Here is a 14119-nt window from a genome sequence, read left to right on the forward strand (position 1 = left end):
AGACCCTGGCCTGCCCGATGGGCGGGCCTTGACCCGTTTCGCAAGACAATTGCTGCGCTACAGATGACGACGGCCGCCAGTGCGGCAACCTGCCGGAAGCTGGCAGGACTGAGCGCGGCCGCAAGGAGTGCCTGAGATGAACTCTCCCGCCAACATCACCGATCCGTTGGTCCTGTTCATGCCGTCGGGCAAGCGCGGGCGCTTCCCCGTCGGCACGCCGGTGCTCGATGCCGCGCGCCAGCTCGGCGTCTATGTCGAAAGCGTGTGCGGCGGGCGCGCCACCTGCGGCCGCTGCCAGATCGAAGTGCAGGAAGGCAACTTCGCGAAGCACAAGATCGTCTCGTCCAACGACCACATCTCGGCCAAGGGCCCGAAGGAAGAGCGCTACGAGCGCGTGCGCGGCCTGCCCGAAGGCCGGCGCCTCTCCTGCTCGGCCACGATCCAGGGCGACCTCGTCGTCGACGTGCCGCAGGACACGGTCATCAACGCACAGGTGGTGCGCAAGGCCGCCGTCGACCGCCACATCGAGCGCAACCCGGCTATCCAGCTCTGTTATGTCGAGGTCGAACAGCCCGACATGCACAAGCCGCTCGGCGATCTCGACCGGCTGAAGCTGGTGCTGGAGAAGGACTGGGGCTGGAAGGACCTCGCCATCGCTCCCCACCTGATCCCTGAGGTGCAGGGCATACTGCGCAAGGGCAACTGGGGCGTGACCGCCGCGATCCACCGCGACACTCCCTCGTCGCAGCCCTACATCATCGACCTGTGGCCGGACCTCAAGAACGAGGCCTACGGCATCGCCTGCGACATCGGCTCGACCACCATTGCCATGCATTTGGTGTCGCTGCTTTCGGGCCGCATCGTCGCTTCGTCGGGCACGTCGAACCCGCAGATCCGCTTCGGTGAGGATCTGATGAGCCGTGTGTCCTACGTGATGATGAACCCTGATGGGCGCGAGGCCATGACCAAGGCCGTGCGCGAGGCGGTCAACACGTTGATCGGCAAGGTCTGCGAGGAAGGCGGCGTCAACCGCCACGACATTCTCGATTCGGTCTTCGTCGCCAACCCGATCATGCACCACCTGTTCCTGGGCATCGACCCGACCGAGCTCGGCCAGGCGCCGTTCGCGCTGGCCGTTTCGGGCGCGACGCAATACTGGGCGCATGACATCGACATTGAGGTCAGTCGCGGCGGCCGCGTCTATCTGCTGCCCTGCATCGCCGGCCATGTCGGCGCCGACGCCGCCGGCGCGGCCCTTTCGGAGGGCCCGTACCGGCAGGACAAGATGATGCTGCTGGTCGACGTTGGCACCAATGCCGAGATCATCCTGGGCAACAAGGACCGCGTCGTGGCGGCATCTTCGCCCACGGGACCAGCTTTCGAGGGCGCGGAAATCTCGTCGGGCCAGCGCGCCGCGCCCGGCGCCATCGAGCGTGTGCGCATCGACCCCGAGACGTTGGAACCGAAATTCCGCATCATCGGCGTCGACATGTGGTCGGACGAGGACGGCTTCGAGGAAGCAGCCAAGGCCACCGGCGTCACCGGCATCTGCGGCTCGGCCATCATCGAGGTGGTGGCGGAAATGTACCTCTCCGGCATCATCTCGGAAGATGGCGTTGTCGACGGCTCGCTTGCCGCACGTTCGTCGCGCATCCTCCAGAACGGCCGCACCTTCTCTTACCTGCTGCGCGACGGAGAACCGCGCATCACGGTGACCCAGAACGACGTGCGCGCCATCCAGCTGGCCAAGGCCGCCCTCTATGCCGGCATCAAGCTGCTTATGGAGAAGCAGGGCGTGGAGACGGTCGACATGATCCGCTTCGCCGGCGCTTTCGGCACCTTCATCGACCCGAAATACGCAATGGTGCTGGGCCTCATCCCCGATTGCGACCTGGAACAGGTGAAGGCGGTCGGCAACGCCGCCGGCACGGGCGCGCTGATGGCGCTGCTTAATCGCGGCCATCGCCGCGAGATCGAGAAGGAAGTCAGCCGCATCGAGAAGATCGAGACGGCGCTGGAGCCGCATTTCCAGCAGCTCTTCATCGACGCCATGGCCATGCCCAACAAGGTGGACCCCTTCCCCAAGCTCGCAGAGCAGGTGAAGCTGCCGCCGCGCAAGGTGCTGTCGGAAGAAGCAGCCGGAGACGGTGCCCCGCGCCGGCGCTCGCGCGAGGAGCGTGCCGCAAGACGCCGGGGCTGATGCCCCGGCCGCGCAGGCCTTGACGATCGAGCGGCCGCGCACAAATTCAGAGACTGGGAGGCGACACCGAGCAGCCGGGAAATCCGGGAGTTTGTTGCATGTCCAGTCTCAAGAGCCGCCTCGTCGCCCTTGTCGTCAAGCACAGCCGCAAGAAGGCATTCGCAGCGCCCAGAACCTCAACCGCTGGATCGCCGCCGCCCGAAAGACCGAGAGCCATGAGCCGCCGCCTCGCCTTGCCCGGCGCATTCTCTTCAGGCGGGGCGCGGCGCGCGGCTTCCCCGTCTACGAGATCGTGCCACCCGACGCCGGCCCGCGCCGGCTAATTTATCTTCACGGCGGCGCCTACTGCTTCGAGATCACAAGCTATCACTGGTTCCTGGCGGTCGAGATGGCCGAGCGCCTTGGCATGCGCGTGACGGTGCCGATCTATCCCATCGCGCCGGAGCACGACATTCACGACATGTATGCCATGGTGCTCGACGTCTATCGCGGCATGCTACGGGAGACGGCGGCAGACGACATCGTCTTCATGGGCGACTCCGCCGGCGGCACCATGGCGGTGGTGATGACCATGATGGGCGCGCTGGAAGGCATCCCCGCGCCCGCAAGCCATGTGCTGATCTCGCCCGGCCTCGACATGACGCTGACGAACGAGGCCATCTGGCGCATGGCCCCTCAGGACCCCTGGCTCGACATACCCGGCGGGCTGGAGGCGATCCGCCTCTACGGCGCGGGCATGGACCGCAGCGACTGGCGCATCAGCCCGATCAACGGCGACCTGTCGGTGCTGCCTCCAACGCTACTGCTGGCTGGAACGCGCGACCTGCTGACGCCCGACAACATCATCTTCGCCGAGAAGGCACGCGCGCAGGGCGTCGACATGGAACTGCTGCTGGAGCCGGACATGTTCCATGTCTGGCCGCTGGTCGACATGCCGGAAGGCCGTCGCGCCCGCGACCACATCGTGGCCTATCTGCGGGGTTAGCTGGCGAAAGGCCCAGCCTTTCGCCAACACGTCATCCCGCCCGCAAGGCGGCGCTCAGAAGAACTTGCCTGTTTCGCGAAACACGTCGAACGTTGCGCGGATATGGTCGGCCACGGCGCGGACAGGCGCGGTGGCCTCGGGCGTCACCACCATCGCAAGGCTGTAGGTACCGATGTCCGGCATGCCGTCCTTGGCGCCCAGTTCCATGAACTCGGAGCCGATGAAGGAACGCGGCAGCGGCGCAACCGCCAGATCGGCCAGGATCGCCGCGCGCTGGCCGGCGGTATGGGCGCTCATATAGGCGATGCGGTAGTTGCGCCCTTCCCGCCCCAGCGCCTCGAGCGCTCCGGCACGCCATGCGCAGCCTTCCTCCCATAGCGACACCGGCAAGGGCTCGCGTAGATGCGCGCAGCCTCCCTTGGCACCGGCCCAGACGATGGGCTCGGTCATCAGCGTCTCGGCCCCCGGCATGTTGGTCTGGTAGGAATTGGTCAGAAGCGTGATGTCGAGCGTGCGGTCGTCCATGCGCCGCCACAGGTTCTTGCTTTGGTCGATAACCACGTCGACGGCGATCGAAGGATGCGACTGCGCGAAGCGTTTGAGCACATGCGGCAGGATGCGCTCGCCATAGTCGTCCGGCGAGCCGAGCCGCACGACGCCGGTGATATCGGGCACGATGAACTTGGACACCGCCTCGCGATTGATCGCCAGCATGCGCCGGGCATAGCCGAGCAGGATCTCGCCGTCGGTGGTCAGCGACACCGAGCGGGCATCGCGCGAAAACACCGTGCGCCCCAGCACGTCCTCCAGCTTCTTGATCTGCATGGAGACGGCCGAGGGCGTACGGAAGACGGCATTGGCGGCGGTGGTAAAGCTTCCGGTTTCGGCGATGGCGACGAAGGTGCGCAGCACGTCGAGATCAAGCACCGGCAAGGGATGATTGAGGGGAGCGGTCACGGCCTACTCTTTCAATTTTTCTGATCTAATCAATCACTTCATTTCGTTTGATTGAATAGGAGAACAGGAGGATAGTCAACACTGTGAAGAGAGAGGGCCGGCGGACACCCAAATCCCGGTCGCGGCGTCGGCAAAACAGGCGCCGAAGAGCAGCAGTTCCGCCACCACAACCAGCAGGAGAGTGTCATGTCTATCCTTGAGAGGATCGGCAGTCTGGCCACCTATTACTCGAAAGTTCGCGCTCGCTATTTGACCGAGCGGACCGTGCGCGCGCTGCCGTTCGAAATCCAAAAGGACATCGGCTGGCCGGACATTCAGACGAAATGCCTTCCGCATGGATGCAGGGCGGGTGCGAACTGATCATGGTGGTGCAAGGTCATGCCCGCCGGGCAGCAGACAGGATGTCCGGCAGGCTCGTCCCGCGAGCAACGCCGCACGGCTGTAAAAAGCGCAGCCATGCATTGCACGCAGGTCGCATATGAACATGGCGCATAGCCAGGAAAGATGAAGCCAATACATTGAAAGAACTAGGCTTTATTGGTTTTCATGCAACATAATGCCGTTTTGCATGTCGCATTCGCTGCCAAGGACTTCGCTTTCGCCGCTGAACATTTGCTCCAAAGCATCTATATGGACCACATCAAACGAGCTGCCCCACTCCATCAAGCGAAGGCACCCCGTGTAACCCCAGTGCATGGATACGTGTCATGAAACTCTTTTCCCGCTTCTTCGGCGGCAGCCGCCGCCAGATGAACCTGACGACCGCGCTTGAACGCCAGCGTCTCAATAAGACCATGCCCGGCCAATCCGGCGCCATCGCCGGCGCCCGCCTCGGCTGCCTGGTTCGCTAAAGAACTACAGATTGCATCCGCCCGGACGAGCGGGCTCCGATTTTCGGCTGCCGCGCGAGCCCGCAAGGACCGCGCGGTTTTTCATTGCATATTGAGCCCGCATCGCGGCCGCCGCATGCACGCGTAGCCGGGCCGTCACGCCATGTCGCAAATTTAGCTTTTGGCCATCATTCCACCCCATTGACAGGAAAAGTTTTTCCTGATGACGCTTTTCTGATCGCGACATCCATGTTCGCGCCAATTTGGGTTTGCGTGAGGCCTCCTTGAACGCCGTAAAACATCCGATCAAGAGATCGATTGTCTTCTTCCTGGTTCCCGATTTCACCATGGTCGCCTTCGCGACGGCGCTCGATCCCCTGCGCATCGCCAACCGCATGCTCGGCTACGAGGCCTATCGCTGGCGGCTGGCCAGCCTGGACGGCAAGCCCGTGTGCGCCTCCAATGGCGTGGAGTGCTCGGTCAACACATCGCTGGAAGACGAGCGCAAGAAGATGGCCGGTGCCGATCGCCCGTCCATGGCGGTGGTATGCACCGGCATGAACGTCGAGAAGTACCACAACAAGTCGGTCTTCGCCTGGCTGCGCGAGGAATATAACCGCGGCGTCGCCATCGGCGGCCTCTGCACCGGGGCCTATGTGCTGGCTTCCGCTGGGCTCTTGTCCAATAAGCGCTGCGCCATCCACTGGGAAAACCTGCCCGGCTTCCAGGAAGCCTTCCCCAAGGCCAATGTCTTCGCCGACCTGTTCGAGGTCGACCAGAACATCTATACCTGCGCCGGCGGCACCGCTGCGCTCGACATGATGCTGAAGCTGATCGGCGAGGACTTTGACGACAACCTCGTCAACCGCGTCTGCGAGCAGGTCCTGACCGACCGCGTGCGCAGCCCCACCGACCGCCAGCGCCTGCCGCTGCGCGCGCGCCTGGGCGTGCAGAACTCGAAGGTGCTGACCATCATCGAGCTGATGGAGGCGAACCTCTCGGAGCCGCTGTCGCTGATCGAGATCGCCGACCATGTCGGCCTCTCGCGCCGCCAGATCGAACGGCTGTTCCGCACCGAAATGGGACGCTCCCCTGCCCGCTACTATCTGGAAATCCGGCTCGACCGTGCCCGGCACCTCCTGATCCAGTCTTCCATGCCGGTGGTGGAAGTGGCGGTGGCCTGCGGCTTCGTCTCAGCCTCGCACTTCTCCAAATGCTATCGCGAACTCTACGCACGCTCGCCGCAGCAGGAACGCGTGGATCGCAAGCAGCTCATGGCTGCCTGAGCTGCGAAGGCACACAGAACGACGAAGGCCCGGGAAGACCCGGGCCTTTTATCTTTTTGGGCTCGCGTGCGCTTCGCAGGAAAGGCCCAGCACGCGCCGCGGCCCACCCCTTTTTGAAGTGCCCTCTCCGCGAAGGAAGAGGGCAAGCTTGCTCAACTGCGCGGCTTGAGGTTTTCCGGGTCGTAGAGCGGCTTGTAGCCGATGCCCACGACTTCGACCGGATAGGTCTCGCCGAAATACTCGACCGTCAGCTTCCGGCCTTCCTGACAATGCGCCCAGGGCAGATAGGCGAGCGCGATGTTCTTGCCGATGGTCGGGCCGTAGGCGACCGATGTCGTGTAGGACCGGCGGCCGAGCTCGTCGACCAACGTCTCGCCCGTTTCCGGGTCCATCACCGGCATGATGCCGACCGGATAGCGGGCGACGCCCTTCGAGTCGACGTGGTCGGACATGACCAGCGTGCAGAGCATGGCCGGCTGGTTGGCACGGGCCTTGTATTCCAGATGCTTGGCCTTGCCGCGGAAGTCGGCTTCCTTGACTTTCGGGCGGGCAAGATCGGCCTCGATCAGATTGTACTCGGTGAGCAGGTCCGCATTCTGCAGGCGCAGGCTCTTTTCCATTCGGCGGCTGTTCGCATAGGTTTCCACGCCGAAGGCCATCACGCCGGTGGAACGCAGCGCGTCCCAGACGGCCAGGCCGTCCTCATAGCGCATGTGCAGTTCCCAGCCCTGCTCGCCGACATAGGAGATGCGGAAGGCGGATACGTCCTTGCCGGCGATCTTGATCGGCTTGATCGAAGCGAAGGCGAAGTTTTCGTGCGAGAGCCCTTCCGGATTCTCCACCACCTTCTGCAGCGTGGCGCGCGCGTTCGGACCCCAGATGCCGATGGTCACAAACTTCTCGGTGACGTCGGTGACGGTGACGTCAAAACCCTTGTCCTCGGCCATCCGGCGCACATAGTGGAAGTCGCGCGGGCCGGCGTCAGCGCCGTCGATCACGCGGCAGCGGTCGGCCATGCGGATGACGGTCAGGTCGGCGCGCACCATGCCCTCGTCGTCGAGGAAGTGCGTGTAGATGCCCTTGCCGATGTTGTTGTCGCCGCCGATCTTGGCCGCGCACAGCCATTCCATCAACTCGACATGATCCGGCCCTTCGACATCGAACATGTAGAAGTGCGACAGGTTCACGATGCCGCAGTCCTCGCTCATGGCGAGATGCTCGGCATTGGAGACGCGCCAGAAGTGGCGGTTGTCCCACTCGTTCTCGCGCACCGGCACGCGGTTGCCGTACTTTTCCAGCAGATGCTCGTTGGCAGCATAGCCGTGAGCGCGCTCCCAGCCGCCGAGCTCCATGAAGTAGCCGCCAAGCTCCTTCTCGCGCTCATAGAAGGGCGAGTGGCGCACATTGCGGCCGGTGGCATAGGGCTCGCGCGGATGGATCGCCGGGTTGTAGATCTTCTGCGCAGCCTCGCCGCAGCGGCCCTCGACGAACTTTTCTTCCATCTGGTGCGGATAATAACGCGAGTAGTCGATCTTCGCGTGGTCGATGGCAGTGCGGCCGTCGGTCATCCAGTCGGCGATCAGCTTGCCGAAGCCAGGGCCGTCCTTCACCCAGATGGCGACGGCATACCAGAGCCCGCGCACCTTCTGGCTTTCGCCGATCGACGGGCCGCCGTCTGCGGTCACCTGCAGCAGGCCGTTGAAGGAATGGCCTTCGTTGTAGCCAAGCTCGCCCAGGATCGGCGTCAGCTCGATGGCGCGCTCCAGCGGCTCGAGGATCTGCTCCATTTCGAGGTCGCGCTGCGACGGCGAAAGGCGAGCTTCGTGCTTCTCCAGGAGATCGCGCGGATGGCAAAGGCGCGGATTGGTCTCCTCGTAGTAGCCCCACTCGATCTGCCCGCCTTCGGCGGTCTTGGGGTCGCCGGTGTCGCGCATGTAGGCCGAGTTGCCCTGATCACGCAGCAGCGGCCAGCCGATCTCCTTGCCGGTGCCTTCGAACTCGTTGTAGGGGCCGAAGAAGGTGAGCGGATGGTCGACCGGCATGACCGGCAGGTCCTCGCCCGCCATCTCGGCGATCAGGCGGCCCCAGAGGCCGGCGCAGACCACCACGTAGTCGGCATGAATAGTACCGCGGTCGGTCACCACGCCCTTGATGCGGCCGTTCTCGATGATGAGCGACTTGGCCGGCGTGTTGGCGAAGGCCTGCAGCTTGCCGGCGGCGACGCCCTGGTCGACCAGCTTGCCGGCAACCGTCTGCGAGCGCGGGATGACGAGACCCGCATCCGGATCCCACATGCCGCCCTGAACCAGGCTCTCTTCGATGAGCGGGAACTTTTCCTTGATTTCGGCAGGTTCGATCAGGCGGGCGCGCGTGCCGAACGCCTTGCCCGAGGCGACCTTGCGCTTGATCTCGTCCATGCGGGCGTCGTCACCGACGCGAGCGACCTCGAGACCGCCGACGCGGGCGTAGTGGCCCATCTTTTCGAAGAATTCGAGTGAATAGAGCGATGTCCAGCACGACAGATTGTCGTGGCTGGTCATATAGCAGAAGTCCGACGCATGCGCCGTCGAGCCGATGTCGGTGGGGATGCCGGACTTGTCGATGCCGACGATATCATCCCATCCACGCTCGATCAGGTGGTGCGCGACGGACGCGCCCACGATGCCGCCCAACCCGATGATGACGACCTTCGCTTTTTCTGGAAACCCTGCCATTACCCGCGACTCCAAAGTGGTATTGCGGCCAGACTATAGGGCGACGGGCCGGTCGGATTGCAGCCTGTTTGCGACATTCCAAAATGGCCGAGCGACGGGCCGTACGCTTAAGTTTTTAGATGCGCCCTTCAGGGCTCGCCCGAGACTGGCTTAGGCGAAGGCCCAGACGTCCTCAGCGTAGAGGTCTTCATGAGCTTGACGATGACATTGCCGATGTCGGCGCTATATCGAAGCGCGGTTTCAACATGGCCACCAGCAGCACTGCCATGCCTGCGGTGAAGACGAAATAGAAGCGGTCGTCAGGCAACGGGAAGCTGACGAACTTGCCAAGCAAGCCAATTGCGAGCGCGAATATCAGGGCATTCTCACGACCCGTTCCGGCGCGCCCGGCGCGGTAGAGCAGCGCCCATCCGGCCAACATTGCCAGGAACAGCTGCGGGTAGGTGTAGGAGTGCCCGTAGATCATGTCGGCGGTGTAGTGGACAAGGTTCTTCGCGCCTGCCCGATCCATCACCTGGATGATGTTTTCGGTGCCGTGAAACCGGCAGGCCGGAATGGCCGCCGCGGCCGCACTTTCGCGCGACGTCGTTAAGAAGCTGCTACCGCAGACAAGCAAAGGCCGGGCAAGCCCGGCCTCCAGACCACCAAGACGGCGGTTCACTTACCTGATGCGGGCGACGCCGCCCAGGATCTCGATGGTCTCGTTGCCGGTCAGGGCCTCGCGGTCGCCATTGGGCAGCGTGACGAAACAGCCGTTGTAGCAGAAGTCGACGGTCTCGCCGGCGCCGATCGCCAACTCGGACTTGCTGCCGCCTTCCGTCACCATCAGTGACCGGGGCTCAGCGTCCTTGTTGACGGCACTGGCGCCAAAGGCCGCGCTGCTCACGCCAAGAAGGGCGACAGCCGCAAGAATGATTGTCCTCATCGCACTATCGGTGTCGCCACCGCCTCTGTTGCAGTTCGCAGGCATTCCCGCCCCTTGTCTTTGCGTGACTTTATAGGAGTTGATGCATGAACGGCAACTGAATGACACGTTCATGCCATGATTCAGCCACGAAGGAGACCACCTGCACGCATTCAGGCGGGGTCCGGCCTTTTCCGCCTGCCCCGCGCGAGCCTTCCGGCGGCCGCCGCAGCCGCTGCCGTTTCCCTCAGATGCTCGAGATATTCGGCCTCCGCCTTCTCGTCGTCTAGTGGCCACTTCTGGGCAGGCGACTCGGTCCTGACCAGAACGTCGCGGCGCGGCGACGGGATATGGATGTTCTCCTTCTCGAAAGCTTCCAGAATGGCGAAACGGATGTCGTTCTGTACGATCGAGCCGTTGCCGATGTCCGAGAGGAACATGCGGATTTCGAAGTTGAGCGAAGACTCGCCGAAGGCCGCGAAGAGCACGAATGGCTCCGGGTTCTTCAGCACCAGCGGATGGCCTCGCGCTATTTCGAGCAAGATCTCGTGCACGCGTTTCACATCCGAGCCGTAGGCCACGCCGACCGGTATCTCGATGCGCCCGAGCTTGTTGCGGTGCGTCCAGTTGCCGACCGCGCCATTGATCAGCTCGGAGTTGGGCAGGATCACCGTCTGGCGCTGGAAGGTTTCGATCTCGGTTGCGCGAACGCTGATCTTCTTGACCGTGCCAGAAACCGCGCCGGCCACGATCCAGTCGCCGGCCTTGAAGGGGCGCTCGGCCAGCAGGATCAGGCCCGAGACGAAATTGGACACCACGTTCTGAAGGCCGAAGCCGATGCCGAGCGAGAGACCGCCGGCAACCAGGGCGAGATTGGACAGATCGATGCCTGCCGACGAAATGCCGATCAGCGCCGCCAGCGCGATGCCGGCATAGCCGATGACGGTTCGGATCGAATTGCGCACGCCGGCATCCACCTTGCCGCGCGCCATGACCGAGCCGTCGAGCCAGCCCTGGAACCAGCGCGTGATGAAATAGCCCAGTACGAAGACGACGAGGCCCGTGACGATGGCCAGCGGGGAGAAGGAAAAGCTGCCGATCTTGAACCCGGTGGCCAGCTTGTTGAGCCAGACCAGCATGTCCCCCGGCTGAAACCCCCATTGGAAAAGGATGAAGGGCAGGAACACCACGACGATCAGAATGTTGATCAACGCGCTGACGGCAAGCCCCAGCTGATCGAGGGTGGTTTCCTCCATGTCGTAGCGGCTCTTCAGCCAGCGGCCGATGGAGGTGTCGGCGAAACTGCCCTCGTCCGCGATGGCCTGCCCCGACAGAAAGCCGATATAGGCCGTGGCCAGCATGGCGCCGGTCACCACGATTTGCTGCGACACGAACTGGGCGAAGCTGACATAGCCCAACAGTGCGGCAACGATGGTGGCCGAAGCGACCAGATAGAAAAAGTAGCGCAGAGCCGCCGGCCATGGACGTGGCGCGCCCGTGGCATCGACAAAAGGCTTGACCCGGCCGATCAGCAGCAGCAGCACGCCGACCGTCAGCGACGCGATGAGGCTCTTGAGCACGGTCACTGACAGGGGCGAGCTCAAAGTGTCGCTGACCACGCCCATGAAGGAGTCGAGGCCGACTACCAGCGCCGTCACTGTCATCAGCCAGACCAGCAGCCGCGCGGCGCGCGACTCGATCGGGATCAGCCGCCAGTTCGGCTTGTTCGGCGAAAGCGCGGCATGGCTCAGCCGGTTGACGAAGAAGCTGACGAAGATGATGGTGAAGACACCTTCGAGCAGGACGCCGATGTCGCCGCGCAGCACGTTGAAATAGCGGTACAGAACGTCCGTGCTGGCGAGGAAGACGCCCATCGCCAGCGTCGGCAGCAGCGTGGACCAGAACGCAACGGACAGGCGGCTGAGATAGGACGGGTCCTCGATTGCCGGGTCGCGCTTGATCAGGCGCCCGAAGACACGGCGGCCGCCGAATTGCAGCACGGCGGCGGCGACCAGCGCGAAGAAGGTGGCCGCGACCAAGGCCCGGTTTTTGAACTGAACGACGAAGCGCAGCCAGGCCGACACGGAATTGTAGAGGCGCGAGAATTCCGACTGGACCGCCTGTCCAACCTCGCCGTTGAGCGTCGTCCCCAATTCGTAACGCTTGGTCAGCATGTTGGTGAACAGGTCGCGGCGCAGCGCCGCAACCTTGTTGAGCTGGCCGTTGACACGCACCGAAAGATCTTCGGCCTTGCCAAGGATCACGTTGATCTCCGCCTTTTCGGTGGCCAGTGCCTGGCGCTCGTTGGACACGATCTCCGGTTCCGGCGGCTGTCCTTCGGCGGGCGGGTTGCCAAGCTGCCCGATGCGCGAGTTGATTTCGGCCAGGCGGGGGCGGAAGGCCACGCCGCTGTCGAGCAGCGACTTGTCGACGGCTTCCAGCTGCGTGCGGATGTCGACAAGCGCAGCGTCATCCTCCCCCTTGGCATCGATCTTCTTGCCCAAGACGTCGACCTGCTTGGTCAGGTCCTCGATCTTCTGGCGCTGTTCGGCCACCACGCCGGCAGATGGCGAGGCAGCCGGTGCTTGGGCAGCCGGTGCGGGCGCAGCGGACGCGGGCGGTGCCGCTGGAGCCTCGGGCGCTGGCGGCGAGGCCTGCGCGGCGGGCGCCTCGGATGCGGGCGGCGTCGCAGACTGCTCAGCGTGCGCAACAAAAGTGCCGCCCACGCCAAGGAGGACCAGGAACAGCACGGCGGCAAGCCGCTGCAGAATGGGAAGACGAAGCTGACGATTCAAAGAGTTCACAAACCAGTTTCTAAACGGCACCAGTGATAAAGACGGCTGGACAACGGGGCAAGCCGCTTGATCGCCACCGAAGTCGGCCATACGAAAAGCCATGGCGCATTATTGGCGCTGGCGCACACGCCGTCTCTATACTGTGCGCCACACCCAAAACCGGATGACATGGAATAATGGCGGAATATTCGGTCTTCTCGCTTCTAAAGAACGCGTTCTCTGGAAACCGCGACTGGAAGCCTGCCTGGCGCAAGCCGGACCCAAAACCCTCTTACGACGTGATCGTGATCGGCGGCGGCGGGCATGGGCTTTCGACGGCCTACTATCTCGCCAAGGAACACGGCATCACCAATGTGGCGGTGCTGGAGAAGGGTTATCTCGGGTCCGGCAATGTCGGGCGCAACACGACCGCTGTGCGCTCCAACTATCTCCTGCCGGAGAACATCCGCTTCTACGAGCACTCGATGAAGCTGTGGGAGAACCTTTCCCACGACCTCAACTACAACGTCATGTTCTCGCAGCGCGGCGTGCTGAACCTCGCGCACACGCCCGGCCAGCTTGACGACTACGCACGTCGCGGCAATGCCATCGTCCATTCCGGCGCCGACTCCGTCCTGATGACGCCGGCCGAGATCAAACGGCTGATGCCCGCGCTCGACGTTTCCGGCTCGGCCCGCTTCCCGATCATCGGCGGGCTGATGCAATGGCGCGCCGGCACGGCCCGTCACGACGCTGTAGCCTGGGGCTATGCGCGCGGCGCCGACCGGCGCGGCGTCGACATTCTGGAGAATTGCGAAGTCACCGGCTTCATCAAGGACGGCGACCGTGTCGTCGGCGTCACCACCACTCGCGGCGAAATCCGCGCCAAGAAGGTCGCGGTCGCCGTTGCCGGCTCCACCGGGCATGTCATGAATATGGCCGGCATCGATCGGCTGCCGATCGAAAGCCACGTGCTGCAGGCCTTCGTGTCGGAGTCGCTAAAGCCGTTCCTCGACACGGTCGTGACCTTCGGCATGGGCCACTTCTATGTCGGCCAGTCCGACAAGGGCGGCCTGATCTATGGCGGCGACCTCGACGGCTACAACAGCTACGCCCAGCGCGGCAACCTGCCCATCGTCGAGGAAGTGAACAGCGAGATGCTGGCGCTGTTCCCTAGCCTTGCGCGCGTGCGCGTGCTGCGCTCCTGGGGCGGCCTGTGCGACATGTCGATGGACGGCTCGCCGATCATCACCACCGGCCCCCTGCCCGGCATGTATCTGAACTGCGGCTGGTGCTACGGCGGCTTCAAGGCAACGCCTGCCTCCGGCTGGTCCTTTGCCTACACCATCGCCAAGGACGAGCCGCACGAAATCAACGCGCCCTTCACGCTTGACCGCTTCCACCGCGGCGCCATCATCGACGACAAGGGCCAGGGCGCGACCCCTCGCCTGCACTGAGCGGACATTTGC

Annotated in this window: 10 protein-coding genes and 1 pseudogene; 6 read left to right on the top strand and 5 right to left on the bottom strand. The window is 63.7% G+C overall.

The features are described from left to right. Positions 1–136: 136 nt before the first annotated feature. Positions 137–2200 carry an ASKHA domain-containing protein gene (locus ABLE85_RS05715; RefSeq protein WP_348791738.1) on the top strand — a complete coding sequence of 688 codons (2064 nt, stop codon included), beginning with the start codon at positions 137–139 and terminating at the stop codon, positions 2198–2200. Positions 2201–2294: 94 nt separating this feature from the next. After that, positions 2295–3185 carry an alpha/beta hydrolase gene (locus ABLE85_RS05720; RefSeq protein ID WP_348791739.1) on the top strand — a complete coding sequence of 297 codons (891 nt, stop codon included), beginning with the start codon at positions 2295–2297 and terminating at the stop codon, positions 3183–3185. Between the two features lie 54 nt (positions 3186–3239). On the opposite strand, the gene ABLE85_RS05725 is transcribed toward ABLE85_RS05720, so the two are convergent. Continuing rightward, positions 3240–4142: a LysR substrate-binding domain-containing protein gene (locus ABLE85_RS05725; RefSeq protein ID WP_348791740.1), complete on the bottom strand. Its 903-nt coding sequence runs from the start codon at positions 4140–4142 to the stop codon at positions 3240–3242. Positions 4143–4328: 186 nt separating this feature from the next. Between ABLE85_RS05725 and ABLE85_RS05730 the strand changes: the two genes are divergently transcribed. From ABLE85_RS05730 to ABLE85_RS05740, 3 genes are all read left to right on the top strand, one after another. Then, positions 4329–4502, top strand: a complete 174-nt coding sequence (locus tag ABLE85_RS05730) for a hypothetical protein (protein ID WP_348791741.1) — start codon at positions 4329–4331, stop codon at positions 4500–4502. A gap of 347 nt (positions 4503–4849) precedes the next feature. Next, positions 4850–4993: a hypothetical protein gene (locus tag ABLE85_RS05735; RefSeq protein WP_348791742.1), complete on the top strand. Its 144-nt coding sequence runs from the start codon at positions 4850–4852 to the stop codon at positions 4991–4993. A 326-nt stretch (positions 4994–5319) separates the two neighbouring features. Next, positions 5320–6258: a GlxA family transcriptional regulator gene (locus ABLE85_RS05740; protein ID WP_348792113.1), complete on the top strand. Its 939-nt coding sequence runs from the start codon at positions 5320–5322 to the stop codon at positions 6256–6258. Positions 6259–6410: 152 nt separating this feature from the next. Here the strand turns inward: ABLE85_RS05740 and ABLE85_RS05745 are convergent, their stop codons facing one another. The 4 genes and pseudogenes from ABLE85_RS05745 to ABLE85_RS05760 all read right to left on the bottom strand — a co-directional run bounded on the left by ABLE85_RS05745 (position 6411) and on the right by ABLE85_RS05760 (position 12431). Continuing rightward, entirely contained in the window at positions 6411–8972 is a 2562-nt protein-coding gene (locus ABLE85_RS05745) for an FAD-dependent oxidoreductase (RefSeq protein ID WP_348791743.1), read from the bottom strand. A 433-nt stretch (positions 8973–9405) separates the two neighbouring features. After that, positions 9406–9513, bottom strand: a pseudogene (locus ABLE85_RS05750) (NAD(P)-dependent oxidoreductase); the annotation flags it as partial. Between the two features lie 120 nt (positions 9514–9633). After that, positions 9634–9897, bottom strand: a complete 264-nt coding sequence (locus ABLE85_RS05755) for a hypothetical protein (RefSeq protein WP_348791744.1) — start codon at positions 9895–9897, stop codon at positions 9634–9636. A 152-nt stretch (positions 9898–10049) separates the two neighbouring features. Beyond that, entirely contained in the window at positions 10050–12431 is a 2382-nt protein-coding gene (locus ABLE85_RS05760; RefSeq protein ID WP_348792114.1) for a mechanosensitive ion channel family protein, read from the bottom strand. Between the two features lie 416 nt (positions 12432–12847). Between ABLE85_RS05760 and ABLE85_RS05765 the strand changes: the two genes are divergently transcribed. After that, positions 12848–14107, top strand: coding sequence for a sarcosine oxidase subunit beta family protein (locus tag ABLE85_RS05765; protein WP_348791745.1), 1260 nt, complete (start codon positions 12848–12850; stop codon positions 14105–14107). Positions 14108–14119: the final 12 nt, after the last annotated feature.

The sequence above is a fragment of the Mesorhizobium sp. KR1-2 genome (assembly GCF_040045035.1).
Lineage (GTDB): Bacteria > Pseudomonadota > Alphaproteobacteria > Rhizobiales > Rhizobiaceae > Pseudaminobacter.